Annotated in this window: 21 protein-coding genes and 1 pseudogene; 15 read left to right on the forward strand and 7 right to left on the reverse strand. The window is 54.3% G+C overall.

The window, feature by feature from the left end; genetic code table 11:
• The first annotated feature begins 11 nt into the window (after nt 1-11).
• The 10 genes from KI809_RS13410 to KI809_RS13455 all read left to right on the forward strand — a co-directional run bounded on the left by KI809_RS13410 (nt 12) and on the right by KI809_RS13455 (nt 14685).
• Nucleotides 12-1661 (forward strand): ArnT family glycosyltransferase, encoded by a 1650-nt coding sequence (locus KI809_RS13410; protein ID WP_214172077.1) that lies wholly within the window; start codon nt 12-14, stop codon nt 1659-1661.
• Complete coding sequence (locus KI809_RS13415; protein WP_214172078.1) at nt 1648-2637, forward strand: Gfo/Idh/MocA family protein; 990 nt, start codon at nt 1648-1650, stop codon at nt 2635-2637. The genes KI809_RS13410 and KI809_RS13415 overlap by 14 nt, the downstream gene beginning before the upstream one ends.
• Nucleotides 2624-3745 (forward strand): DegT/DnrJ/EryC1/StrS family aminotransferase, encoded by a 1122-nt coding sequence (locus KI809_RS13420; protein ID WP_214172079.1) that lies wholly within the window; start codon nt 2624-2626, stop codon nt 3743-3745. Before KI809_RS13415 ends, KI809_RS13420 begins: the two co-directional genes overlap by 14 nt.
• Nucleotides 3742-4488: a class I SAM-dependent methyltransferase gene (locus KI809_RS13425; protein WP_214172080.1), complete on the forward strand. Its 747-nt coding sequence runs from the start codon at nt 3742-3744 to the stop codon at nt 4486-4488. Before KI809_RS13420 ends, KI809_RS13425 begins: the two co-directional genes overlap by 4 nt.
• A gap of 125 nt (nt 4489-4613) precedes the next feature.
• Nucleotides 4614-8264, forward strand: coding sequence for a response regulator (locus KI809_RS13430; protein ID WP_214172081.1), 3651 nt, complete (start codon nt 4614-4616; stop codon nt 8262-8264).
• 56 nt (nt 8265-8320) lie between these two features.
• Nucleotides 8321-9154, forward strand: a complete 834-nt coding sequence (locus KI809_RS13435; RefSeq protein ID WP_214172082.1) for a CheR family methyltransferase — start codon at nt 8321-8323, stop codon at nt 9152-9154.
• The gene (locus KI809_RS13440; RefSeq protein ID WP_214172083.1) at nt 9141-9719 is read left to right on the forward strand and encodes a chemotaxis protein CheB; all 579 of its coding nucleotides are present in this window, start codon (nt 9141-9143) and stop codon (nt 9717-9719) included. Before KI809_RS13435 ends, KI809_RS13440 begins: the two co-directional genes overlap by 14 nt.
• Nucleotides 9720-9759: 40 nt before the next feature.
• The gene (locus KI809_RS13445; protein ID WP_214172084.1) at nt 9760-10950 is read left to right on the forward strand and encodes a sensor histidine kinase; all 1191 of its coding nucleotides are present in this window, start codon (nt 9760-9762) and stop codon (nt 10948-10950) included.
• Nucleotides 10951-11095: 145 nt separating this feature from the next.
• Nucleotides 11096-12352, forward strand: a complete 1257-nt coding sequence (locus KI809_RS13450) for a CHASE4 domain-containing protein (protein WP_214172085.1) — start codon at nt 11096-11098, stop codon at nt 12350-12352.
• 89 nt (nt 12353-12441) lie between these two features.
• Nucleotides 12442-14685 carry an ATP-dependent helicase gene (locus KI809_RS13455; protein WP_214172086.1) on the forward strand — a complete coding sequence of 748 codons (2244 nt, stop codon included), beginning with the start codon at nt 12442-12444 and terminating at the stop codon, nt 14683-14685.
• On the opposite strand, the gene KI809_RS13460 is transcribed toward KI809_RS13455, so the two are convergent.
• Nucleotides 14682-14948, reverse strand: coding sequence for a PilZ domain-containing protein (locus KI809_RS13460; protein ID WP_214172087.1), 267 nt, complete (start codon nt 14946-14948; stop codon nt 14682-14684). The two genes, KI809_RS13455 and KI809_RS13460, sit on opposite strands and share 4 nt — an antisense overlap.
• Nucleotides 14949-15082: 134 nt before the next feature.
• Here KI809_RS13460 and KI809_RS13465 point away from each other — a divergent pair, with 134 nt between their 5' ends.
• On the forward strand, nt 15083-15538 hold the full coding sequence (locus tag KI809_RS13465; RefSeq protein WP_214172225.1) for a YqaA family protein: 456 nt from the start codon (nt 15083-15085) through the stop codon (nt 15536-15538).
• A gap of 21 nt (nt 15539-15559) precedes the next feature.
• Complete coding sequence (locus tag KI809_RS13470; protein WP_214172088.1) at nt 15560-16873, forward strand: M16 family metallopeptidase; 1314 nt, start codon at nt 15560-15562, stop codon at nt 16871-16873.
• Here KI809_RS13470 and hslO read toward each other — a convergent pair.
• From hslO to KI809_RS13495, 5 genes and pseudogenes are all read right to left on the reverse strand, one after another.
• Nucleotides 16863-17741 carry an Hsp33 family molecular chaperone HslO gene (hslO, locus tag KI809_RS13475; protein WP_214172089.1) on the reverse strand — a complete coding sequence of 293 codons (879 nt, stop codon included), beginning with the start codon at nt 17739-17741 and terminating at the stop codon, nt 16863-16865. The genes KI809_RS13470 and hslO overlap by 11 nt on opposite strands.
• Nucleotides 17742-17758: 17 nt before the next feature.
• Complete coding sequence (locus tag KI809_RS13480; RefSeq protein WP_214172090.1) at nt 17759-18169, reverse strand: BC1872 family protein; 411 nt, start codon at nt 18167-18169, stop codon at nt 17759-17761.
• Between the two features lie 72 nt (nt 18170-18241).
• Nucleotides 18242-18571 carry an RNA recognition motif domain-containing protein gene (locus KI809_RS13485; protein ID WP_214172091.1) on the reverse strand — a complete coding sequence of 110 codons (330 nt, stop codon included), beginning with the start codon at nt 18569-18571 and terminating at the stop codon, nt 18242-18244.
• 18 nt (nt 18572-18589) lie between these two features.
• Nucleotides 18590-19063, reverse strand: coding sequence for a hypothetical protein (locus tag KI809_RS13490; protein ID WP_214172092.1), 474 nt, complete (start codon nt 19061-19063; stop codon nt 18590-18592).
• A gap of 9 nt (nt 19064-19072) precedes the next feature.
• Nucleotides 19073-19390, reverse strand: a pseudogene (locus KI809_RS13495) (peptide chain release factor-like protein); the annotation flags it as partial.
• A 181-nt stretch (nt 19391-19571) separates the two neighbouring features.
• Here KI809_RS13495 and KI809_RS13500 point away from each other — a divergent pair.
• Complete coding sequence (locus KI809_RS13500) at nt 19572-20660, forward strand: hypothetical protein (RefSeq protein WP_214172094.1); 1089 nt, start codon at nt 19572-19574, stop codon at nt 20658-20660.
• Between the two features lie 133 nt (nt 20661-20793).
• On the forward strand, nt 20794-20994 hold the full coding sequence (locus tag KI809_RS13505) for a cold-shock protein (protein WP_041971838.1): 201 nt from the start codon (nt 20794-20796) through the stop codon (nt 20992-20994).
• Between the two features lie 55 nt (nt 20995-21049).
• Here KI809_RS13505 and KI809_RS13510 read toward each other — a convergent pair whose 3' ends face one another.
• Nucleotides 21050-22258, reverse strand: coding sequence for a class I SAM-dependent rRNA methyltransferase (locus KI809_RS13510; protein WP_214172095.1), 1209 nt, complete (start codon nt 22256-22258; stop codon nt 21050-21052).
• 188 nt (nt 22259-22446) lie between these two features.
• On the opposite strand from KI809_RS13510, the gene KI809_RS13515 reads away from it, so the two are divergent.
• A complete protein-coding gene (locus KI809_RS13515; RefSeq protein WP_214172096.1) occupies nt 22447-23106 on the forward strand; it encodes an OmpH/Skp family outer membrane protein in 660 nt (219 codons plus the stop codon).
• The last annotated feature ends 53 nt before the right edge of the window (nt 23107-23159 follow it).

The raw sequence follows: 23159 nt of genomic DNA on the forward strand, positions 1-23159 counted from the left end.
AGGTGAAATGAATGGCTTTGAACAGATTTTTACCGGAAATGGAGCTGTCAGGGGATAATCGACTGCTTCCGACCAAGAAAGACGCTTTGTTGATGGCAGCTATGGTTGCCGTCGGCTTGGCAGTCCGATTGTTGTCGCTCCATAACTACGACGTGATATCTGTCGACGGTACTGCTTACGTTGGTGTTGCCCGCAGCTTGAGGAATTTCGATTTCAGCGGTTTGGCCAGTTACGGGTTTTACCCGGTGCTGGTCTGGCTTGGCGGCATGATTATTCCTGACCTGGAGACAGCCGGCCGCATTGTATCCGTGATCTTCGGGGTGTTGCTCTGCGTGCCGGTATATCTTCTGGGGATGGAGCTGTTTTCCCGGAGAACGGCTGTTGCAGCATGCACGGTGATGATCGTATGGCCGTCGCTCAGGCATTGGTCTTGTGAAGTCATGACCCAGAGCACCTATGTTACCTTGGCTTTCGCCGGGATATACTGTGTTTGGCGGATGATGCGCAACGCATCAATCAGGGACGCCATCCTTGCCGGTTTTTTTCTCAGTCTGGCTTATGTCACCCGGACCGAGGCGATCCTTCTGGTGGTGCTGTTGCCTCTGCTCCTGCTTATCGCCTGCCGCCGGGAGCTGAAAGCAAGAGTGTCGGTTTTGGCGGCCTATGCGACAGTGATCGCAGTTATAGTTTCAGCGAACATCCTGCTGGTGCATCATTCGACCGGGACCTGGCAACTGGCCGGCAAAACATCGGTGGCACTGATTGATGCCATTGCCTATATCAGGCAAATTCCCGACCTGAACTATATCCCAGGGGTGCAGCCAACCAGTTACCTCGAGATTCTGCTGGAGTTCCCCTCATTCATCGTTACCAACACCGGGAAAAATATTGTTCAGCTGCTCAAGACCCTTATCCCATTTCCTTTTTGGGGCTTGTTGGTAATCGGTTTAGCTGTTGGCGGTTTCAGCCCGCAACGAAATCTCATCAGGCTGTTCCTGCTCGCGGCATGTGCGCCGCTGGCAGTAATAATTGTCTATTATTATGTCGGCCCTGAATATACCCAGCCATACATTCCGGTCGTTTTGCTCTTCTGTGCAGAAGGCTTACGGGTTACGGAGACTTTTGTCGTCAGCAGGCTGCGATGCTCATGGCCACCGGTGGTTAAACAATGGCTGCCGTACAACCCGGTGATGCTGGCCGCCGCCCTGGTTTTTGCAGTAATAACCGTATCCCCTACGATTCTGGAACGTTCGTCAGCCACTGAATACCTCCCGGAGAGCGACGGGGGGAGGCGTGACCAGAAGAACCTCGGCCTGGTTCTCAAAAAAAACCTGCCATCAGGCAAAATTATGACCAGATGGTCGCGCATTGCGTTTTATTCCGAGCGGGAATGGGCCAATATCCCGAATACCGATTATGATGGGATCCTCACTGCCGCCAGAAGAGCAGGAGCAAGATTTCTCATTGTGGACGGCGGGCTTTATGATATCCGCCCCGGCTTGGGCGAAGATCTTTTTCAGCCGTTTGTCCCCGGAGCTCTACCTAATGGCATTTTTTTCAATAACGACAAAAAGAATTTTGTCAAACCCGGCCTCAGGCCGTTCATGATCTACCTGAACAGCCCGACCAGCATGGGCGTTATTGTTTATGAAATCTTCTGATCCTCGTTGCCGCCTACTGCAAGTGGGGATTCTCGGCTATTCGGATATTGCCAGGCGAAAGTTTATTCCAGCCGTTCTCTCCAGCAAATCCTTCCACCTTGCTGCAATCGGTGTCAGGGACACTCTCCAGTCTGCCGCTTGCAGCCTGAAACCGGGTTGCCCAGTGCTGGGATATGATGAGTTGCTCGCCTGCCCGGCGGTTGATCTCATTTACATCTCATTGCCGAATCATCTTCACGAGGAGTGGACAATCCGGGCCCTTGAGCAGGGGAAACACGTGATCTGCGAAAAGCCGCTCGGCCTCACTCCTGAGTCGGTGGAGCGGATTCTCCGTTGCGCAGCCGCGAACACAAGGCTTTTGTATGAAAATCTGATGTTTCTGCAGCACCCTCAGCATGCAATCGCCAAAGAGCTGGTGGCAAGCGGTAAAATTGGTCGTCTGACATCGCTCCGGTCGGTGTTCGGCTTCCCTGAACCCGGCAATGGCAATTTCAGACTGGATGCGGCCATGGGTGGGGGCGCGTTAAATGATCTTTCGCGCTACCCCATCGGGACGGCCCTGTATTTCCTTAATGGGGAGCTTGACCAGTTCAGCGGCATTGCGCTCAATCGCAATCGGTTGAACCGTGCCGTTCACGGCACTGCTATCAGTGCTGCGCAGGAAATATTCACCTTTTCCATGGTCTTCGGCCAGCAGTACGAGTCATTCTACGAACTCATCGGCGAGACCGGCAAAATCAGGGTTGACCGGGCATATACCACGCCGACTGACATGGGCAATAGCGTGAAGCTGACGCAAGGTTCGGAAGAAACCATCTACCTGGCACCGGCAGCAGATCACTTTCTTTTGTCGCTTGATCTCGCCTGCTCTCTGATCCGTAACGGAGCGGATTTCCAGGAAATTCATGACCGTGCCCGAAAGGTTGCCGTTATCAGCGAGCAGATTAAGAAAGGATGCCGAGATGTCGAAGTCTGATGCCGCGCCGGTGCGATACTGGGATTACCTTGATGATTACAGCACATTCCGAGAGCAGTACCTGGCCTTGGCCGACACCGTGTTCTCATCCGGTCGCCTGATTCTTGGCGATCGTGTTGCCGCATTCGAGAAGAACTTTGCCGGGTATTGCGGGGCGACTAGCGGCATAGGGGTGAACTCAGGTACTGATGCCCTGTTTCTTGCGCTTAAAGCGCTTGATATCGGCCCTGGCGACGAGGTGATCACCGTAGCCAACACTGCGATCCCGACGGTAGCAGCGATCCGTGCTGTTGGCGCTTCCCCGGTTTTCGTCGATGTGGAAGAAGATACCTGCCTGATGGCTGCTTCAGAGGTGGAGAGTGTGATTTCGCCGCGCACTCGTTGTCTCCTTCCGGTGCACCTTTTTGGCCAGGCCGTGGCGATGGAGCCGTTGCTGGAGATTGCCCGGGACCGGAATCTTTATCTGGTTGAGGACTGTGCCCAGGCAGCAGGGGCTGAGTATCTCGGCAGGAAAGTCGGTTCCTTCGGGGCGATCGGCGCCTTTTCGTTTTATCCGACAAAGGTGCTAGGCGCCTTCGGCGATGCCGGGATGATGGTTACTTCGGATGCCGGCCTGGAGGCCCGCTTGAGGCGCCTGCGGTTCTACGGGATCGACGCCGACTACCATTCGGAAGAAGAGGGGTATAACTCCCGGCTCGACGAGATTCAGGCGGCACTGCTTGATTTCAGGCTGGCAAAGCTTGACAGTGATGTCTCGCGGCGGCGCGAGATTGCCGCAGCTTATGATCGCGGCTTGGCCGGCATTGAGGGCATAACGCTCCCTGTTGAGCGGGAAGGACGCAGGCACCAGTATTACCTCTACACAATCCGCAGCTCCCATCGGGACCAGCTCAAGGCCTATCTGGCGGATCTGGGCATCGAGACCCGGATCAACTATCCGACCCCGATTCACCTGATGCGCGGTTACCGCTTCCTGGGGTATGAAGCCGGATCGCTGCCGGTCACCGAACGGCTTGCGGGAGAGATCCTCTCTCTGCCGATGTACCCACAGTTGACCGAAGCCGAGGTGGATCGGGTTGTGGCAGCTGTCAGAATGTTTAAGCCATGAATGACATCGAATACCAGAGCATGTTTGCCGTGGAGGACATGCACTGGTGGTATGTGTCGCTCCATGAGCTGATCATCAGCTATGTTGCCGCTGAATACCGCGGAAAGCCCCTTGAAATCCTGGATGCCGGCTGCGGCACCGGCCGTCTCTGCCAGCTTCTCGGCCCGTACGGAAATGTCACAGGGATTGACGCCTCGGAGCTGGCCCTCGGCTTCAGCCGCCAACGGGGCCTTAAAAATGTGTACCACGCTGACCTGAACGATGTGGATCTTGGTGACAGTCGTTATGACCTGATCACCTCGATTGATGTTATCTACCATAAGGCCGTTACCGACGAAGGGAGGGTGCTCGCCAAGTTCTTCAGCGCCTTGAAGCCTGGCGGGATGCTGATTCTCAACCTCCCGGCATTCGAATTCCTGCGCAGCACTCATGATATCGCTGTCCAGACCCGCAGAAGGTACACCCGGTATGAGCTTGCTGCCTTGCTTGCGCGTGCCGGCTTTGTCGTCGAAAAATCGTCTTACCGGATTGCCTTCCTCTTTCCCCTCATAGCCCTGTATCGCCTTTGCCGCAAGGTTTTGCCGCATGCCCGGAACCCGGAACATGTCTCCTCCGATGTTTACCCACCGTCCCCCCTTTTAAACACCACTCTCCTTGCTGTATCCAGAATAGAAAATGTCTTGCAACAAAAGATTTCCCTCCCTTTCGGCACCTCAGTTTTTCTGGTCGCCAGACGCTCTTGATATTTCTTCTGTTTTTAGATGGCATTTATTTAAGAAATCAATTGCCTGTTGGTGTTAAGGTGATATTGTTTTAATTATTCCAGTTTAAGGCTGGCCTTCGAGTTATGTAGTGAAAGGAGATCCGGATGGGGTGGTACTCGAACCTGAAGATCGGCAAGAAACTCGTACTGGGTTTTGCTTCAGTGATAATCATTTCCGGGTTTGTCGGTCTGGCCGGGATCAAGGGGATGGGCGAAATTGACGACATGCTTGTCGTTCTCTACGGCACCTCTCTGGTTTCGACAGTGCATGCCAACGAGGCCCACACCCAACTTATCCTGCACAATAGAAGGCTTTACCGAAACATTGCCTCTGAAAGCAAAGTTGTGGAAGAGCAGACATCCGACCAGATCGGTCTCAATGAAAAAGCGATCCTGGATGCGATGGCGAAATACCGCAAGACCGACCTGGTTCCCTCTGAGATGGAGCTCCTGGAAAGGTTCGACAAGATATGGCCAGAGTATAAGTCTGTTACTGCCAGGGTACTGAAGATCACCTCTGCCGGCCAGCACCGGGATGCGTATATCCTTGCCGAAAGTGAAGCCCGCCCTCTTTTTTACAAGCTGAGCGATGTGCTTGGAGAACTTGTCCGTTTTAACCTGGCTGAGGGTAAACAGCAGAACGATAAGGCAAACGCCCTGTTCCACTCCCTTCAGTACTGGCTAGTTTTCTTGATTTTTGTCTCCATTGCCGTTGGCTCGGCAATGGCTTTTTTCATTACCAGAAGCGTAGTGTCACCGCTACGGCAGGTCCTTGACGCTGTTGCTGCTATCTCTGAAGGGGGCGAAGAGAAGGTCAGACTTTCTGAGGCAATTGCAGCGGGAGATCTTAGTCAGGACGTTCTGGTTGCTGAGCCGATACGGATCGATGTCGATTCCTTACCGCGAGACGAAGCAGGGATGCTGCTCAAGGCAGTGGCGGCCATGAGCACTGTGCAGGCAACAGTCGATGCCTCATTCGCCCGGATGACCGAATCGCTGCGCAGGAGCCGCAAGGAGGAGTTAAGCCGGGACTGGCTGAAGACCGGCACCAATGAACTCAACGCCATGCTGCGCGGCGATCGCCAGGTTGACGAGATGATCGACAAGAGTCTCTCGTTCCTGTGCGAATACCTTGGTGCCGGGGTTGGCGCCTTTTATTTTTACAACGACAAGTCCCGCGATCTTGAGATTGTCGCAACTTACGCTATGACTCGCAGGAAGAGTCTGAACGAGCGCATTGCTCTGGGAGAAGGGCTGGCGGGTGAGGCTGCACGGGAAAGGAAGGTCATCTGCCTGACCAACGTGCCGCCCGATTATCTGCCTATCAATTCGGCCATTGGTGAAGCCAAGCCTCTCAACATCGCGGCTGTTCCTCTGCTTCATGACGAGCGTCTGGTGGGTGTTCTGGAGATAGGCTCTTTCAAGGAATTCAGCGACAGGGAGCTTGAGTTCCTCCAGCAGGCCCGGGAAGGGCTTGCCATCGGGATCAGCGTCAATCTTTCCCGAAAGCTTGTTGATGAACTGCTCGAACAGACCCAGGCTCAGACCGAGGAGCTGCGGGTACAGCAGGAGGAGTTGCAGCAGACCAATGAAGAGCTGGAAGAGCGGGCGCAGATGCTGGAGCAGCAGCGAGAGCAGATCCGTTCCAAGAACCGGGAGGTTGAAGAGGCGAGCCGGTCGCTGAAACTCAAGGCCGAAGAGTTGGAGCGGATTAGCACCTACAAGTCCGAGTTCCTGGCCAACATGTCCCATGAATTGCGAACGCCGCTCAACAGTCTGATGATCCTTTCCAGCCTGCTCAGGGACAACCGCGAAGGGAACCTTAGCGAAAAACAGGTTGAGTATGCCGCCACCATCAACAGCTCAGGCAACGACCTGCTCAACCTCATCAATGATATTCTTGATCTTTCGAAGATAGAGTCCGGCAGGCTGGAGTTTCATTATGAAGGGCTTCCGCTCTCCGGGCTTTGCGACAATCTCAGGACGATGTTCTCGCCGGTCGCCGAACAGCGCGGGCTGGAGTTTGCCGTCATTGTTGATGAGGGGATGCCGGAAGAGATAACAACCGATGGCCAGCGGATCCAGCAGATCCTGAAAAACCTGATTTCGAACGCCTGCAAGTTTACCCAGCAAGGAGGGGTTACGGTCAGGGCGTATCTCCCGTCCTCAGCGGAAAACCCGCTTGCGATCGCTGCCATTGCCTTTGAAGTTGCCGACACCGGGATCGGCATTCCGGTTGACAAGCATGATCTGGTATTCCAGGCCTTCCAGCAGGCTGACGGTACCACCAGTCGCAAGTTCGGCGGCACCGGACTCGGGCTCTCCATTTCGCGGCAGCTCGCCCGTGGTCTTCACGGCGACATTCGCCTTTCGAGCGAGGAAGGGAAAGGGAGCGTCTTCACCCTGTTTCTGCCGCTTGATGCCTCTGCCCCCAAAACTGAACCACGAACTGTCCCCCAGTCCGGCGCACCAGGAACCGCTCCACGGGCGGAAATCCCACGGCAAGAGCCGAAGAACGGCCAGGATTCAACGCTCCCCCCTGCGGTGCTCCCGGATGATCGCGAACAGCTTAAGCCCGGTGAGCGGTGCATCCTGATCATTGAAGACGATCTCTCCTTTGCCGGCATCCTGATGGAGATGGTACGCAAGCGTGGCTTTTCCGCCATTGTTGCCGGAGACGGCGAGAGCGGCATCAAGCTTGCCGATCTCTATCTGCCGAGCGCGATCATCCTGGATGTCATGCTGCCGCATATCGACGGTTGGGGAGTCATGAGGAGTCTCAAGGACAGTCTGAGGACACGGCACATCCCGGTACATTTCCTCACCTGCCTGGAAGATCGGCAGAAGGCCATGAACATGGGGGCCATCGGTTTTGTCACGAAACCGGTAAGCAGCCAGCAACTTGACGAGGTCTTCAGCAATATCGAGGAGTCTATTGCCAAGAGTGTCAAGAAGCTGCTGATTGTTGAGGATAACAAAGACGAGGCCAAGAGCATGGAGGCCTTGCTGGGAGAGCGCGATGTGGCCATTACTGTCGCGGCAACCGGCAATGAAGCCATCAAACTGCTGGCTGGAGAAAGCTTTGACTGCATCGTGCTGGATCTTGGCTTGGCCGACATGTCAGGGTTTGAGGTGCTGGAAAAGATCCAGTCCCTTGATGAAAACCGCCGGATACCGGTCATCATCCATTCCGGGCAAGACCTTTCGCATGACGCTGAAATGCGGCTGCGCCATTATGCGGAGAGCATCATAATCAAGGGCGCCAAAAGTCCGGAGCGGCTGTTGAACGAGGTTACGCTCTTTTTGCACCTGGTGGAAAGCGGCATCGATCCGGAAAAGAAGCGCATGATTCGCGCTGCCCTTGACAATGAGGCGATGCTGGAAGGGAAGAAGGTGCTGATCGTCGATGACGACATGCGCAATATCTTCTCGCTGTCCAGTGTGCTGATGGATAAAAACATGAACGTCGTGGAGGCGGAAAACGGCAAGGAGGCCCTGGTGCGTCTCAATGAGCACCCGGATATCGACATTGTGTTGATGGATGTAATGATGCCGGAGATGGATGGTTTTGCCGCAACCCGCGCCATAAGAAAGGACCCGAGATTCACCAGGCTGCCGATTATTGCACTTACGGCAAAGGCAATGAAGGGGGATCAGGAAGAGTGTCTGAAGGCCGGGGCCAGCGACTACATCCCCAAGCCGGTTGATATCGACAAGCTGTTCTCGCTATTGCGCGTCTGGCTTTACGGCAACTGACATGCGGCTTTAAGGCCACCCTGCTGGCATACGCATTTCTTTTCACGAAGGCAATCATGAATACTGAAGAGCTGTTCGACATAGAGATGCGCCTTCTCCTGCATGGGGTCAACCAGGTATATGGCTACGACTTTACCGATTATTCCGAGGCGTCGATAAAGCGGAGGATTAGCCAATGGCTAGCCTCGTCAAAATTCTCGAACCTTTCCGATGCGCAATCGGTGGTGCTGCGGGACCGGCAGGTCTTTGAATCGCTGCTCCGGGGGATAACGGTCAATGTCTCGGAGATGTTTCGTGACCCGGCATTCTTCAAGGCGCTTCGGGAGCAGGTGGTCCCCCACCTGAAGACCTATCCTTTTGTGAAGATCTGGCATGCGGGATGCGCCTCAGGAGAGGAGGCCTATTCGCTTGCCATACTGCTTGAGGAAGAGGGGTTGAAAGGGCGTTTCAGGATGTACGCCACCGATATCAACAACGAGGTGCTGCAGAGTGCCCAGGAGGGAATTTACGCCCTGAAGGATATGCAGCGCTATACGAAAAACTACCAGTCTGCCGGGGGGAAAGGGTCATTTTCCGACTACTATACGGCGCGCTACGATCATGCTTTGATGCTACCCTCGCTTCGGGAGCAGATAGTGTTCGCGTCACACAATCTCGCCGTTGATGCGGATTTCGGAGAGATGCATCTGATCCTTTGCCGTAATGTGCTGATCTATTTCAAGCCGACCTTGAAAGAGCGCGTGCTGCGGCTCTTTGACACCTGTCTGCTCTCCGGAGGGTTTCTCTGTCTCGGTCTGAAAGAGACCCTCGACGGGCGGCGGATAGCGGCTGGGTACTCCGAAATTGCGCCGCGGATGAGGATTTACCGGAAGAGCTATGCCAAGGAATAGGAGATTCGAGGCCATTGTTGCCGGCGTCTCCTCAGGCGGCGTGGAGGCGTTGAAGGTCCTGTTACGCGGCCTGCCCCGGCAGTTCCCTCTTCCGGTCCTGATTGTCGCCCACATCTCTCCGGAGGCAGACAACGGTCTTGCCCTGCTGCTTGACGACCTGAGCGCTATCCGGGTGAAGGAAGCGGATGAACTGGAGGCGGTGGAGGCCGGAACCGTTTATATCGCGCCGCCCAACTATCATCTCCAGGTGGAGCGCGACGCAACCTTGTCTTTGTCTGTCGATGCTCCGGTCCGGTTTGCCCGCCCCTCGGTGGATGTCCTGTTCGATTCGGCGGCAAGCGCTTTCGGTCCGGCCCTGATCGGTGTTGTTATGACCGGGGCGGGCGCGGACGGAAGCGCTGGTCTCAAACGGATCAAGGAGTCCGGTGGCGTGGCTGTGGTGCAGGACCCTGATGATGCGGAGGTTGATTCGATGCCACGGAGCGCCATCGACGCAGTAACCCCGGACTATGTAGTGCCGCTGGCGCAACTTGCTCCGCTGTTGCTGAAGCTGGCAGAGGTTTGATCCTATTAGTGCAGTATTGACAGTGGAAGGATGAATAGCGATGGCAGAACAATTAATCCAGGGAAAGCCCCTGGTCCTCATCGTCGATGACCGGCCGGAAAACCTTGCAGCGCTTGATGGCCTCCTTGGAGATCTAGGCATTGAGACTGTCCGCGCCTTCTCCGGTAACGAAGCACTGCGCCTGACGCTCAAGCAAGATTTCTCGCTGGTGCTCCTTGATGTGCAGATGCCGGAGATGGACGGATTCGAGACAGCCGAGCTGATGCGCTCAAACCCGAAAACCCGTCACCTGCCGATCATCTTCGTAACTGCAGGCTTGAAGGAACTGCAGTACCAGTTTAAGGGGTATGATGCCGGTGCGGTGGATTACCTTGCCAAGCCTATCGAGCCGGCCATATTGCGAAGCAAGGTCAAGGTGTTCCGGGATCTCTACCAGCAGCGTATGGAACTGGAACTCCATCGCCAACATCTGCAGGAGCTGGTGGACCAGAGAACCGCACAGTTGCGCAAGGCGGCCCAGGAGTTGGAGCAGCGGGTCATCGAGCGGACCGACGAACTGCAGCAGGTAAACCGTCAGCTGGAGACCTTTGCCTATTCGGTTTCTCATGACCTCAGAGCGCCACTGCGGCATATCGATGCCTTCAGTCAGATACTAATGGACGATTATGCCGATCGTCTCGATGAAGAGGCCAGAGGAGTGCTCCAGCGGATAGTTGCCGGGTGCAACAGCATGGGACGGCTGATAGACGCCATCCTTACCCTCTCGCGAACTGCCCGGCAGCCTCTGAACAAGATTTCGGTAAACATGGAACGGCTGGCCAGGGAGACATTTACCCAGTTGAAAGAGCTGTATGAAGAGAAAGATATCGAGTTGAGCATTAGTGATTACCCGGAGTGCCAGGCCGACCCGATCCTGATTCGCCAGGTACTAGAGAATCTGATCGGCAATGCCATGAAATACAGCAGCAAGGCGGAGGCTCCACGAATCGAGCTGGGATCATCCCGGAACAACGGTGGAACCATCTATTATGTCAGGGATAACGGCGTAGGTTTTGACATGAAGTATTCTGAAAAGTTGTTCGCGGTCTTCCAGCGGCTCCATGACCCGAAGGAGTTTGAAGGGACCGGTGTCGGCCTTGCCATTGCCCAGAATATCATCCAGCGGCATGGTGGCAAGATCTGGGCTGAGGCTGAACCTGGCAAGGGGGCAACATTTTACTTTTTACTGTGATTACCTCATGCCACGGTAAATTTGAAGGTATCCTGCCTGCATAACTCCGGGAACTCCCCATAGAGATTGTCAGCATGTGTCAATCATGCTAAGGTTCCGTTGCTGAATTCAGCCTTTCCGGTAAATTCTGGGGAATCAACCTGCAATGGAACAGAAGAAAAAGGCCATAATAACGTTTTCCGCAACGCTGCTGGTTATTCTGTTGTTGCTCCTGATCAGTGTCAAGTATCTGGTGCTTAACAGCTATCTTGCCTTGGAGGATGAGGATGCGAAAGAGCATTTGCAGCGGGTTGATTACGCATTTGAGAGCGAGCTCGATTCTTTGGAGGCCATTGCCGGCGACTATGCTGCCTGGGATGATACCTACCGATTCGTCCAGACAGCAGAACCCCGATATGTAGCCTCAAACCTGACCGATGATTCCCTGGCCAAACTACGCGTAGATCTCATCGTTTTTGTTCGCAACGACGGGCAGGCAATCTTTTCCAAGTTTCTGAAAAGCGGGGCAGCTTCTGCCGATATCGCCACTCAATGGTTGCTGAAGCATCTTGAGCCGTCATCTCCCCTTCTACAGTGCAAATCGCCCCAGAACAAGGTGCGAGGCGTTATTGTCATTGCCGGCGTCCCTTATCTGGTAATTGCCAAACCGGTGCTGACCAGCGAAGTACAAGGGCCGGTCATTGGCTCATTGATAATGGGAAGGAAGATCGATACCGGCGAATTATCGCGAATGCAGAAGATGACGCGGTTGCCTCTTGATGTTTCAATCATAGAACCGAATTCTCCCCTCCCTGTTGCCTCGCGAAGCGCTAAGCCCCTGTCCTTGGAGAATCGATTTCTGGTGAGAAAAGTCAATTATGAGACCCTGAACGGTCTTGCACTGATTGGTGATATTTACCGGAAGCCGGCGCTGCTGATCAAAGTAAAGATAGAACGGGACATCTACCGCTCCGGGGTAAAGACCTCCCGCTATTTCATGGCCTGGGCGGTGATCATTTCCCTTATCAGCATCATTGTCCTGGATTCGGTGTTGGGCCGATTTGTCTCGGAAAAGCGCAACATCGAGGCGGAACGGCTCAATTTTGCCGCAATACAAGGGATGGCATGCGGAGTGGTATTGCTTGAATCGGAATCGTACCGGATTGTGCAGGTGAACCCGGCTTTTGCCTTTTCGCTGGGCTATTCACCCGAAAGATTATGTGGTGTTCTGTTACGCGAACTTTTTGCCGACAGCAGTGATTTTGCCGGATTCTTAGAATCACTGCGAAACGGCGCCAAGGCAGTACTTCCCGAACTCCGACTCCTGAAAAATGACAGAACAGTTGTCGCCTTGGATGCGGAGGCAACCCAGGCAGTGCTCGATGGTATTGAGTATGTCTGCCTGCTGCTCAAGGTCAAATAGGCAAGAGAGTCGAATTCATATCCCGTTGCCTTTGCGGTTACCCCTGTAGTACAGTTATCTCCGATAATTCACTCAGAAAGTTCATCTCAATGCCAATAAGCAAGCTCAACCCCCCCCAGAGGGAGGCGGTTCTCCATGGTGAAGGGCCGCTACTCATCCTTGCCGGAGCAGGTTCGGGAAAGACGCGGGTCATTGTGCACCGTATTGTCCATCTTGTCCGGGAGCTGGGAGTCCCCGCCTGGCAGATTCTGGCGGTAACCTTCACCAACAAGGCCGCTGGTGAGATGCGCGAGCGGGTTGAGAAGGCCTTGGGCGGAGGCGAACTACCGCTCATTTCCACTTTTCACTCGCTTTGTGCCCGGATACTGCGTCAGGATGGCCACCTCTTGGGTTATGACCGGTCTTTTGCCATTTATGACGATGGCGACACGCAAAAACTGCTCAAGGAGATTCTGGCAGAACTGAATCTTGATGATAAGCGTTACCCGGCCCGGTCGCTGGCCTCGGCAATCGATGACTGCAAAAACAGCGGCCATATGCCGTCAGATGTGCCCAATGATTTTCAGCATGCCGTCATTGCCAAGGTTTATGCTGCTTATCAGGACCGGTTGAAGCGGTGCAATGCCCTTGATTTCGGCGATCTGGTGATGATGGCTGTCAAGCTGTTCGAGCAGGAGCCGGAGGTGCTTGAGCGTTATCGCAACCGGTGGCAATGGCTTATGGTTGACGAATACCAGGACACCAACCCGATCCAGTACCGTCTGGTGCAGCTGCTTGCCGGAGAGAGGCGCAATCTCTGTGTGGTTGGCGATGACGACCAGTCGATCTACCGGTGGCGTGGCGCAGACATTAGGAACATCCTCGATTTTGAGAAGGACTTCCCAGGGGTCAAGGTAGTGAAGCTTGAGCAGAACTACCGTTCGACCCAGGCGATCCTCACCGCGGCCGGCGCGGTCGTGGCAAAAAACCGCGGCCGGAAGGCAAAAAAGCTCTGGACAGAGAACCGGGAAGGGGAGCGTATCGTTTACCGGCGTCTTGAGGACGAGCGGGGCGAGGCGCGTTCCGTTTGCCGGGAGATTGACCGTCATCGACAAGGGGGAGGCTTGCTGTCCGATGTCGCGGTATTCTACAGGACCAACGCCCAATCAAGGCCTGTGGAAGATGCGCTCGTTGCCGAAGGCATACCGTACCGCATGGTTGGCGGGATGCGTTTTTACGAGCGGATGGAGGTCAAGGATATCCTTGCCTATCTCAAGGTGCTGGTTAACCCTGCCGATGAGATGGCGCTGAAACGCATCGTCAATACCCCTCCCCGAGGGATCGGTCATGCCACCCTTGACCGTATTGCAGACGTAGCTGCTCAGAAAGGGATCAGCTATTACGAGGCGCTCCGCGACTGTGCCGGGAGCGGGGTCCTCTCTGCCGGCCCCAGAGGGAAACTGGCCTCTTTTGTGGCCTTGATGGACGGCTTTGCATCATTGCTCGATGCCGTGTCTCTGGAGGATCTCACCAGCCGGATTATCCGGGAATCAGGGTACGAAGCAAAGCTGCGCGAGGAGAAGAGCGAGGAGGCTGCCGACCGCCTGGCCAACCTCCAGGAACTGCTTGCTGCCATGGCTGAATTTGAGCAGACGGGTGATGAAAAAGGGGCGGCGCCTTTTCTTGAGCAGGTGGCGCTGATCTCTGACCTGGAGCGTGGCGAGAAGGGGCGGGACTCCGTGACGCTCATGACCCTTCATGCCGCCAAGGGGTTGGAATTCCCGATAGTTTTCATGGTTGGCCTCGAAGAGCGCCTGTTCCCCCATGTTCGTGCCCTTGACGACAACGAGCAGATGGAGGAAGAGCGCCGGCTCTGCTATGTCGGCATGACCAGGGCCATGCAGCGGCTGTTTCTTTCTAATGCACGGCGCAGGCGAGTTTTCGGCCAAGATCAGATGAACCCGCCGTCACGGTTTATTGCTGATATCCCGAGCGAACTCATCGATATTGAGGAAAGCCAGCCGACAACCTCTTCCTGGGGTTCGTCGAACTGGGCCAGACAGTCAGTTTCGGGATATGGGAGACGGGAGACAGAGCCTGATGCCTCTCAGCACAACCTGGGGAGAGTCCTTTCCGAGTCAGCAGGGGAAAGCGCTTTTCCTGAGGTGGAATTGGTGCCGGACGAGGAAGCGACAGGGGTTGTGCTCGGCATGAAAGTGCGTCACGGGAAGTTTGGCGTTGGCGTCATCCGCCGGGTTGAAGGGAGCGGAGACGAGCAGAAGGTGATTGTCTGGTTCAATTCGGTGGGGCCGAAAAAGCTGCTGGTAAGGTTTGCCGGGCTGGAGAGGGTTTAATCCAGTAAGGTCTTTTCAAATTCCACAGCCGCGCCATCCGGGGTTATACGGACCACTCGCCCTTTCAGGCTGCATATCTGCTGGTCTTTGGTGTGATGGTAAATGGTTATCGTGATGAGATCATTCATCGGGATCTTTTGTCCGGTGCGGACAAAAACCCCCTTGAGACTGATGTTGTCGAGTTCGCCTTCGACGATGGTGCCGTTATAGGTAATGGTTGCTTCCAGGTGAATCGGCAGCCTTGAGTAATTCCGTTCCTGCATTGTTTTGCTTCCTTTGTCCGGTTGCCTGCATCCCGCGCACAATAAGTCATTATTATATCGCTGTTATCAGGCCATGCAATAGCTCAAGGGCAAAGTTTTTGACAAGAGGTATTGATTCGGTTACTGTGGGCGCCATGCAGGAGTTCCTGACAACGCACGGCTTACCGGCTCTTTTCCTCCTTAGTTTCCTTGCCTCCACCCTTATCCCACTCGGTTCGGAATGGCTTTTGGTCGCGCTCCTGCTTAAAGGCGATGCCCCGACTACCGTGGTAGCGATCGCATCGGCAGGGAATTTTCTCGGGGCTTGTACCAGCTACTGGCTAGGTAGCTACGGTAGCAGCTTCATAGAGGAAAAACTCTTCAGGATGCAGGCGCGGGACAAAGAGCGTGCCGAACTTTTTTTTGCCAGGTTCGGCAGCTGGAGCCTGCTTTTCTCCTGGCTGCCGGTGGTCGGAGACCCGCTCTGCTTTGTTGCCGGGGTGTTGAGGGTTGCATTTGCCAGGTTTTCGCTGCTGGTATTGACCGGTAAGGTTGCCAGATACGCAGTCGTTGCCTGGGCAACCCTGGAAGGCAAAAATCTCTTGTTATAATAGCGGATGAACGGAGCAGTAATGATTAAATGCAAGACCTCTTCTCTTTCCAACGGCCTGCGACTGGTGGCTGTAGAGATGCCGCACCTGCACAGCGCCGAAATTGCGATCTATGTCAAGGCCGGCGGCCGTAACGACACCAGGGAAAAGGCCGGAATGGCCCATTTCCTTGAGCATATGTTGTTCCGGGGGACTGTTGACTACCCTACCACCCTTGATCTGGAGACCGCTTTCGAGGCGATTGGCGGGAGTGTCAATGCTGCAACCGACGAGGAGACGACCTGCTTCTTTTCCCGGGTTCATCCGGAACATGTTGCGAAGGGGACCGCAATGCTCGCATCCATGCTGCGGCGTCCACTGCTTTCCGGTCTGGACACGGAAAAACGGATCATCGTCGAGGAGGCGCTTGAAGACATCAACGAGCAGGGTGAAGAGATCAATACCCATAATATTGCCAGCCGTCTCATGTGGCCAGGACACCCGCTGGGGATGCCCACCATCGGCTATCTGGAGACGATCCGGGGCATAACGATGGAAGATTTGAAACAGTATCTTGGCCATCATTATGTACCGGCCAATGCTGTGGCAGTTGTTGCCGGCAACGTCCGTGGCGAGGATTTTTTCGCTGCCTGCGCCAGCGCCTTTGGTGATTGGACGAGGGGTGATGTCCCACATCAGGAAGCGGCTGATCACGAACAAGTTGCACCGCAGCTCCAATTTGTCACCGACTCAGACAGTCAGCTTCATCTGCAGCTTGCCTTCAGGGGATTTTCCCGGTTGGACCCCCGTATTATGAGCCTTCGCCTGCTTCGCAGAATCCTGTGCGGCGGCGGAAGTTCGCGGCTGCATATCTCGCTGAGGGAACGACTCGGGATCGTCTATTCGGTAGATGCCAGCATTGCTGCCTATGAAGAGACCGGAGCCTTTTCGATAGAGCTCTCCACTTCACCGGAAAACCTGGAAAAGGCAGTGGAAGAGGTGCTTGCCGAAACCCTGGCGCTTGCGTTCGGTACCATACCCGAAGATGAGTTTGAACGGGTCAGGAACAGTTATTTCTTTGACCTGGAATACAGCAGGGATTCAACCTATGAAATGCAGGTACGTTACGGCTGGGGCGAACTGATGGGGTTGGTCAGGAGCATCGAAGAGGATTATTCTGAGGCGGCCGCCTTGAATATTGCTGACCTGAAAGCGGCAGCTGCAGTACTTTTTGCGCCGGGCAACCTCAATCTGGTTGTTGTCGGGCCTTGGCAGAAGACCCACCAAGATGCGGTACAGCGTCTGGTCAGTAGCTACTGCAAAGCCTGGCAGGAAAAGCAGGCCCTTATCCGGTAATTTCCGTTAGCAACCGCTTCAGGTCATCTCGGTCAAATGCGTATCGCACCTGGCAGAACTCGCAGGTGACCTCTGTATGGCCCTGTTTTTCAAGCATATCCTCAAGCTCGTCCTTACCTAGCGAAATAAGGACTTTTTCGATTCTGGGCCGGCTGCAGGCGCAGACGAATGCCAGTTCTCTCTTTTCCAATGTTGTGTATGGGATTCCCTCAAAGAGGCGCTCAATAAGCTGCTCAGGAGTAGTTCCTTCTTTAAGCATTGCTGTCAGCGACGGAAGGGCCTCCAGGCGGTGCATCAGCTTGTCTATAATCGCGTCGTCACCCGGCGGCAGGGCCTGAATCAGGAACCCTCCGGCCGCCGACACGCTGTTGTCCGGTTCCACAAAAACACCGAGACCGATGGCTGAAGGGGTTTGCTCCGATTCCGTGAGGTAGAGGGCCAGGTCTTCGCCGATCTCGCTGGTTGCCAGAGGGACGATCCCCTTGTAAGGTTCCTTCAATCGCAGGTCTTTGGTGACCGTCAGCAGTCCGGCGTGGCCAAGCGCCGCAGCGACGTCGAAGGTGCCGTCCGGTTTCTCCATATGTACTGCCGGTACCCTGACATACCCGCGTAATGCGCCATTGGCATCTGCTTCCACCAGGATCTTCTTGAGCGGGCCGTTCCCTTCAAATGAGAGAGCAATACGTTGATCGGTCTTGAGCAGCGCACCCATGAGCGCCCCGGCGCTAAGGCCACGGCCAAGGGCAACGCCGGCTGTCGGCCAGCATCCCTGGCGCTGACACGCTTCATTGACCAGGGATGTTGTAATGCAGGCAAGCGCCCGTACGGCGCCATTTTCCGTGATTATGCGTACCAGATAGTCGTTCATGCTTGAAAAATGCCGGCCTACTGTGGCGACTCCTTTTTGGCCTTCCTGATCAGGAGTTTGAGCGCTGCCTTGCAGATGGCGACTCCAAGGGTTTCGTCGTACCAGTGCGCCATTTCCCGCTGCTTGTCGTTATAAATCCCACAGGTGTAGATGTCACAGGCTACGGTACAGGTAATGGTCAGGTTGCTCTCTTTCAAGCGCTCTATAATCTCGGGGAAGGCGATATTCAGGTCTTCGCTTGGATGGAAGAGCTTCATGCCGCAGCCGGTGCCGTATTTGGTCGGTTTCCCGTTTTCGTCGAACCATCTTTTGCATGACGATTTCTCCGGGTCGTCCTCCAGTTTCCAGCCCAGGAATTTTTCTGCGATTGCCGCATCCAGTTGATGCTTCTCCAGAAGGTCCAGTGCCTTGTGCGTGTAGATTCCCATGGATCAACTCCTTTCCGTGCAGATACTGATAGCTTGATAACAGCGTATTTTTAAAAACAATGATGATTCCGGTTATTTCTTGTTTCTGCCAGGAGGTCGTTTCCCCGGCATCGTTTTTCGCCGATCGGCACCAGCGAAAGTGGTTTCCCTGGGTTTTGGCGGACGGGCCTCTTCCACTGTTATCTGTCGGTCGATCAACAGGCAGTCATCCAGTGTTTCGATCGCCTCTTTAGCGTCGTTGAGCGTGGCCATCTCCACAAAACCGCACCCTTTGAGCTTGCCGGTGACGGGATCGGTCAGCAGTTTGATATGTTTGACCTTGCCGGCTACGGAAAAGAGTTTCCACATATCTTCTTCTGTTGCTTGAAATGAGATGTTCGTTACGTAGAGCTGCTTTCCCATGGGATTTCCTTTTTACTTTCAGTGCTCACTGCCGGTTGGTTGCCGACGGTTGGCGGTGTTCAGAGTTATCAGCCATACATAGGGGACTATCCCGTAGTTCCATGCCAGGCACAGTCTTCTGTAGCCGGAGAACAGCAGGCCATCATCGGCCATTGCCAGGACGATGGGGGCTTTCAAGGTCAATTCCCCGTGGCGCTGGAGATCATTCTCCATTTTTGCATAGTTTAACCGGTATCCCCGCTTCGCCTTTGCCAGGTAACGGGAGTAATCTTCGTAGCTGTGGTATGAAAGCGCTACCTTGATCTGGCCAAGCTCAGCGGAGCGGTGGTACGGAAGCAGTTGCCCGTTGTCGCTGGCGGCAACTATCTCTGGCCAGTCAATGGCATGGCGTTGATAATACTCCTGTTTGGCAGGGTGCCGGGAAAATTCCCATAGTTCCTCTTCGATATCCGGTTTGACCCAGGTGATTCTGAGTTCGGAATGGGAAATCATGGCAACCCTTTAGTCCAGCGATGACCGCATCTTTTTCCTCTCCGAGAGGATCTTCTTTTCGGAGAGCCGCTTCTCCTTGGCGCGTCTTGGAACCTTGGTGGCTATCCGTTTCTTGATTATGCGCTCGCGTTTTTCAAGGGCCGCCTGCAAGCGTTCCAGGGCCTTTTCCCGATTTTGCGACTGAGACCGGCTTTCTGATGCCTGAGTCACAATGCCGGTCGGGAGATGGCGGATCCTGACAGCGGAATCGGTGGTGTTCCTGTGCTGGCCGCCTGGTCCGGAGGCCCGGTAAAACTCCACACGAATCTCGGATTCTTTGATTGCGACAGCCACTTTCCGGCTTCTCCTGATTCAAATTCGAATATTGCAGGAAAACTACCCCGCAATTGTTTGCGCTGTCAAGAGATAACCTGTTCCGGTGCAGGCAGCGGCGCAAAAAGGAATTGCATGGTATCATTTTAATTGAATGCCAGTGGGCATCACGTCTGCCCGACACTGCGAGGAGATGATGGGCGAAAGGCGATCCAGGCTGATACAAAGCGTCGTTATGGCGGAAGTCGTGATCTTGACGATCATGACGGCAGCTATCGCTATTGCCGCTGAAACGCATTCCCCTGCAGAGACCACTGCTACAGATAATCGGGCCGCTACGATCGGAGAAACAGTTGCAAAGACTCATGACCGGATTGAGCGGAATATTCTCGAACAGGTGATTCGCTTCGATGATTTTTTCGGCAGCGTTAAAAGCGAATCCGAGCGTAAAACCGAATATCAGCTTCGTTGGCGTAATGCGCTGCGTCTGGATAATTCAGGACATCTGAGTTACGGCACTAATCTCAGGGCCAGCCTGGTCCTTTCCAAGATCAGTGATCGGCTGCGACTGGTTATTGCCGGCGAGGATGAAGCACAATCACTTTCCCCCAACCTACCCCAGGATCCGGGCGCACCGGGTTATGATCGGACATTGGCGCCCAGTACCCGTCTGGTCAACACCGAGCTGCGCTTAGGGTTGATCAAGACTCCTTCAGCTGAACTATTTCTGGGGGGTGGCTTTCGCATTGACATTCCCATTGAGCTATTTGTTCGAAGCCGTTTTCAGTATATCCATAATCTTGATGATCTTTCCCATGTTCGCTTTGCCGAGACACTCTTTGTCAACAACAGCGCCGGCTTTGGCGAGACCTCGGAAGTCGGCCTGGATCGGTTGCTCCCGGCGAAAATCCTGTTGCGCTGGGCCAATTCCGGGACGGTTTCGGAGAAGATCAGCGGCATGGAGTGGGGGAGTGAATTGTCGTTTTTACGGGAACTCTCCCCGAAAAGCGCCATCACCATGGGCGGCGGCGTCTATGGTAACACCAGTAGTGCCCCGGCGGTGACCACCTATCGAATCTTTACCAGGTATCGGCGCAACATTCTGGTGCGTTGGCTCTTTTACGAACTAGAGCCAGAGGTGTTCTGGCCACGGGAAAGCTCCGGGGCATTTGTCGCCAATTATGCTGTTACCGGACGGCTGGAGGTTGTCTTTCAAGGGGTGTCTGCTGAAAAAACCGGCGCTACCCGTTCTTTGCCGCCAGTTCCGGCAATTTCAAGCAGGTAATCGGCGGCGCGAAAAAAATAACGGGGATTGATTTATTCGTTTGACTTTGTCGATGTAAACCTGATACGTTGACTAAACTTCCGTGGGTCAACCCGGATAAATTTAACAAAGCAGTATCAGGAGAAGTAAGAAAATGGTAAATGGAACAGTAAAGTGGTTCAATGACAGCAAGGGGTTTGGTTTTCTTGAGCAGGAGAGCGGCGAGGACGTATTCGTACACTTTTCAGCAATTACCGGTGAAGGCTTCAAGTCTCTCGCCGAAGGTGACCGTGTAACGTTTGATGTTGTAAAAGGCCCGAAAGGTCTTCAGGCAGCTAACGTAACCAGGGTTTAACATCCAGTTTCAACCCTTACAAAAAGCCCCGGAGCAATCCGGGGCTTTTTTTTGTCTATTCGTTTTTTACACTTAGTGCGTATTTCAGGTAACGCCCTTCCGGAAATGTCACCGGATACGGGAAGTCCTCCGGTTGGCCTGACAGGGAGATTACCTGTAGCCCGCTCCTTGCCTGCAGTGCCCCTCGCCGTAACTCCTTCAAATAATCAGCGATGTCCACCTTCTGGTGGTTTGATGAGGTGATCAGTAACCCTCCGCTCTTCAGCAGCGGTAGAGATGCTGCAACCAGGTCTGATGTTCCCCTGCGGGTGGTGAACAGGTTTTTGGCCGTGGTGGAGAATGATGGCGGGTCCATTATTACGATGTCGTAGCTAGTCCCTTTTTGGGCAAGGTCCTGCAGCACAGACAGGCAATCACCGACAATGAATTCATGGCGTTTCGGGTTCAGCCGGTTTGCCTCGAAGTTTTCCCGGGCCCATCCGGTGTACCCAGGCGATGCATCGACACTTGTCACCTGCGTTGCGCCTGCTGCCGCAGCTGCGACTGAAAATGCTCCGGTATAGGAAAACAGGTTGAGGACACGTTTCCCTTTTGCTCGCTGCATTATGTCACGGCGGTTTCTTCTTTGATCCAGAAACAGCCCAGTGTTGAGCCCCATCTTGAGCTTCACCAGAAAGCTCAGGCCGTTTTCCCTGACAATCAACGGCTCCGGCGCATGACATCCAGTAAGCAGGGTGCCGTAAGCCTTGCCGTCGCTCACTGCCTCAAGTTCCCTGGTCTTCAATGGGCGGGTCTTTTCGTAAATTCCCTGTGGGGCAAATACGTCCTGAAGAGCCTGGGTTAAGGGGACAAGATGGGGCTTCCAGGCAGCGCTGAAAAGCTGAACCATCAGAAAGTTGCCGTAGCGGTCGACAGTCAATCCCGGTAATCCGTCTCCTTCGGCATTCACCAGGCGGTAGGCATCAGTGTCTACTAGGTCGGCGTGGCCTTTGCGTAGTTTTGCCGCTTCTTCCAGCCTGGTTTTCAACCAGCCTCGATCCAGCCTGATAGGTTCTTTCGATAGTACCCGTGCGACGATTCGCTCTTCAGGGGCGAGCAGCGCCGTTGCCAGGAAGCGCCCGGATTCGTCTACGATTTCAATAAGATCTCCCGGCTTTCCTCCCTGCCAGCGCTTGGTGAACCCATCTGCTATTATCCATGGGTGGCCGAGTTCCAGCATTCTTACGGTTTCCGGGCCTACGGTGCGTTTGTTTGACGGTTTCATGATTCCCTTTTTCGTGTGTTAATTGATCGCGTCTGGAATGACCACTGGATATTCCTCTTATTTGGTTTTTCAGTCAAGTTTCATTGCTCTCAGGAATCTATTGTTTGCCGCTGGGGGGGAATCGCGCTATCCTGTTCAAACCGTTTCCATTTCAGCGACAGGCATTACCTGTCACGCAGGAGTAAATAATGATAGCACGCCGAAACCTGACCCTGAGCTTCATGGTATTTGCCGTAATCCTGCTGAGCGCTATCCCCTTTGCCATTGCTGCAGAGACCCAGGCCGATGCTCCAGCTGCAACTGTAGCGGCGCCGCCGGTTCAAGCCCCCCTACCGCTTGCAAAGCCAGCCGCTGCGGGCGCTAATACCCTTCCTTCCGTTTTTAACACACCTGCAAGCGGTAAAATTGGCGTAATAGACATAATGCGGATTTCCGAAGAATCCGCACTAGGCAAGCAATTAAAGGGGCGCTTCAAGGAAAAGAGCAATAAGTTGCAGGCGCAACTGAATACAAAGCAGAAGCAGCTGGAAAAACAGAAGGCAGCGCTTCAGGCAAAGCTGCCCAATCTGATCCCCGACCAGAGGGTTGCCAAAATCAAGGAGTATGAAAAGAAGGTGGAAGAGTTCAAGAAAACCGTCAACAATGCGGAGAAAGAGTTGCTGCCGCTGCAGGAGGAGTTGACCCGGTCAATAACCATGGAGACTGCCGCAGCTTGTGAGTCTTATGCTAAAGCAAACGGTTTTGCCGTAGTTGTCCTCAAGAAAGACCTTTTTTATGTCGGCGCGAATTACGAGCAACAGGATATTACCGCAGAGGTGATAAAATTGATGGATGAAAAAACCAGGTAACATTTGCACCGGTATCCCGCTTGTCCGGAAAAAGCGGGATGTTGGCTCAAGGC

The sequence above is a fragment of the Geoanaerobacter pelophilus genome (assembly GCF_018476885.1).
Classification (GTDB): domain Bacteria; phylum Desulfobacterota; class Desulfuromonadia; order Geobacterales; family DSM-12255; genus Geoanaerobacter; species Geoanaerobacter pelophilus.

Excerpts from the sequence above, each read along its gene's own strand:
- KI809_RS13435 (WP_214172082.1), top strand. The coding sequence starts at position 8,321 with ATGAATACTGAAGAGCTGTTCGACATAGAGATGCGCCTTCTCCTGCAT.
- KI809_RS13510 (WP_214172095.1), bottom strand. The coding sequence starts at position 22,258 with ATGAAACCGTCAAACAAACGCACCGTAGGCCCGGAAACCGTAAGAATG.
- KI809_RS13455 (WP_214172086.1), top strand. The coding sequence starts at position 12,442 with ATGCCAATAAGCAAGCTCAACCCCCCCCAGAGGGAGGCGGTTCTCCAT.
- KI809_RS13465 (WP_214172225.1), top strand. The coding sequence starts at position 15,083 with ATGCAGGAGTTCCTGACAACGCACGGCTTACCGGCTCTTTTCCTCCTT.
- KI809_RS13420 (WP_214172079.1), top strand. The coding sequence starts at position 2,624 with ATGTCGAAGTCTGATGCCGCGCCGGTGCGATACTGGGATTACCTTGAT.
- KI809_RS13500 (WP_214172094.1), top strand. The coding sequence starts at position 19,572 with ATGGGCGAAAGGCGATCCAGGCTGATACAAAGCGTCGTTATGGCGGAA.
- KI809_RS13410 (WP_214172077.1), top strand. The coding sequence starts at position 12 with ATGGCTTTGAACAGATTTTTACCGGAAATGGAGCTGTCAGGGGATAAT.
- KI809_RS13480 (WP_214172090.1), bottom strand. The coding sequence starts at position 18,169 with ATGGGAATCTACACGCACAAGGCACTGGACCTTCTGGAGAAGCATCAA.
- KI809_RS13460 (WP_214172087.1), bottom strand. The coding sequence starts at position 14,948 with ATGCAGGAACGGAATTACTCAAGGCTGCCGATTCACCTGGAAGCAACC.
- KI809_RS13490 (WP_214172092.1), bottom strand. The coding sequence starts at position 19,063 with ATGATTTCCCATTCCGAACTCAGAATCACCTGGGTCAAACCGGATATC.
- KI809_RS13505 (WP_041971838.1), top strand. The coding sequence starts at position 20,794 with ATGGTAAATGGAACAGTAAAGTGGTTCAATGACAGCAAGGGGTTTGGT.
- KI809_RS13515 (WP_214172096.1), top strand. The coding sequence starts at position 22,447 with ATGATAGCACGCCGAAACCTGACCCTGAGCTTCATGGTATTTGCCGTA.
- KI809_RS13470 (WP_214172088.1), top strand. The coding sequence starts at position 15,560 with ATGATTAAATGCAAGACCTCTTCTCTTTCCAACGGCCTGCGACTGGTG.
- KI809_RS13440 (WP_214172083.1), top strand. The coding sequence starts at position 9,141 with ATGCCAAGGAATAGGAGATTCGAGGCCATTGTTGCCGGCGTCTCCTCA.
- KI809_RS13485 (WP_214172091.1), bottom strand. The coding sequence starts at position 18,571 with ATGGGAAAGCAGCTCTACGTAACGAACATCTCATTTCAAGCAACAGAA.
- KI809_RS13415 (WP_214172078.1), top strand. The coding sequence starts at position 1,648 with ATGAAATCTTCTGATCCTCGTTGCCGCCTACTGCAAGTGGGGATTCTC.
- KI809_RS13430 (WP_214172081.1), top strand. The coding sequence starts at position 4,614 with ATGGGGTGGTACTCGAACCTGAAGATCGGCAAGAAACTCGTACTGGGT.
- KI809_RS13445 (WP_214172084.1), top strand. The coding sequence starts at position 9,760 with ATGGCAGAACAATTAATCCAGGGAAAGCCCCTGGTCCTCATCGTCGAT.
- hslO (WP_214172089.1), bottom strand. The coding sequence starts at position 17,741 with ATGAACGACTATCTGGTACGCATAATCACGGAAAATGGCGCCGTACGG.
- KI809_RS13450 (WP_214172085.1), top strand. The coding sequence starts at position 11,096 with ATGGAACAGAAGAAAAAGGCCATAATAACGTTTTCCGCAACGCTGCTG.
- KI809_RS13425 (WP_214172080.1), top strand. The coding sequence starts at position 3,742 with ATGAATGACATCGAATACCAGAGCATGTTTGCCGTGGAGGACATGCAC.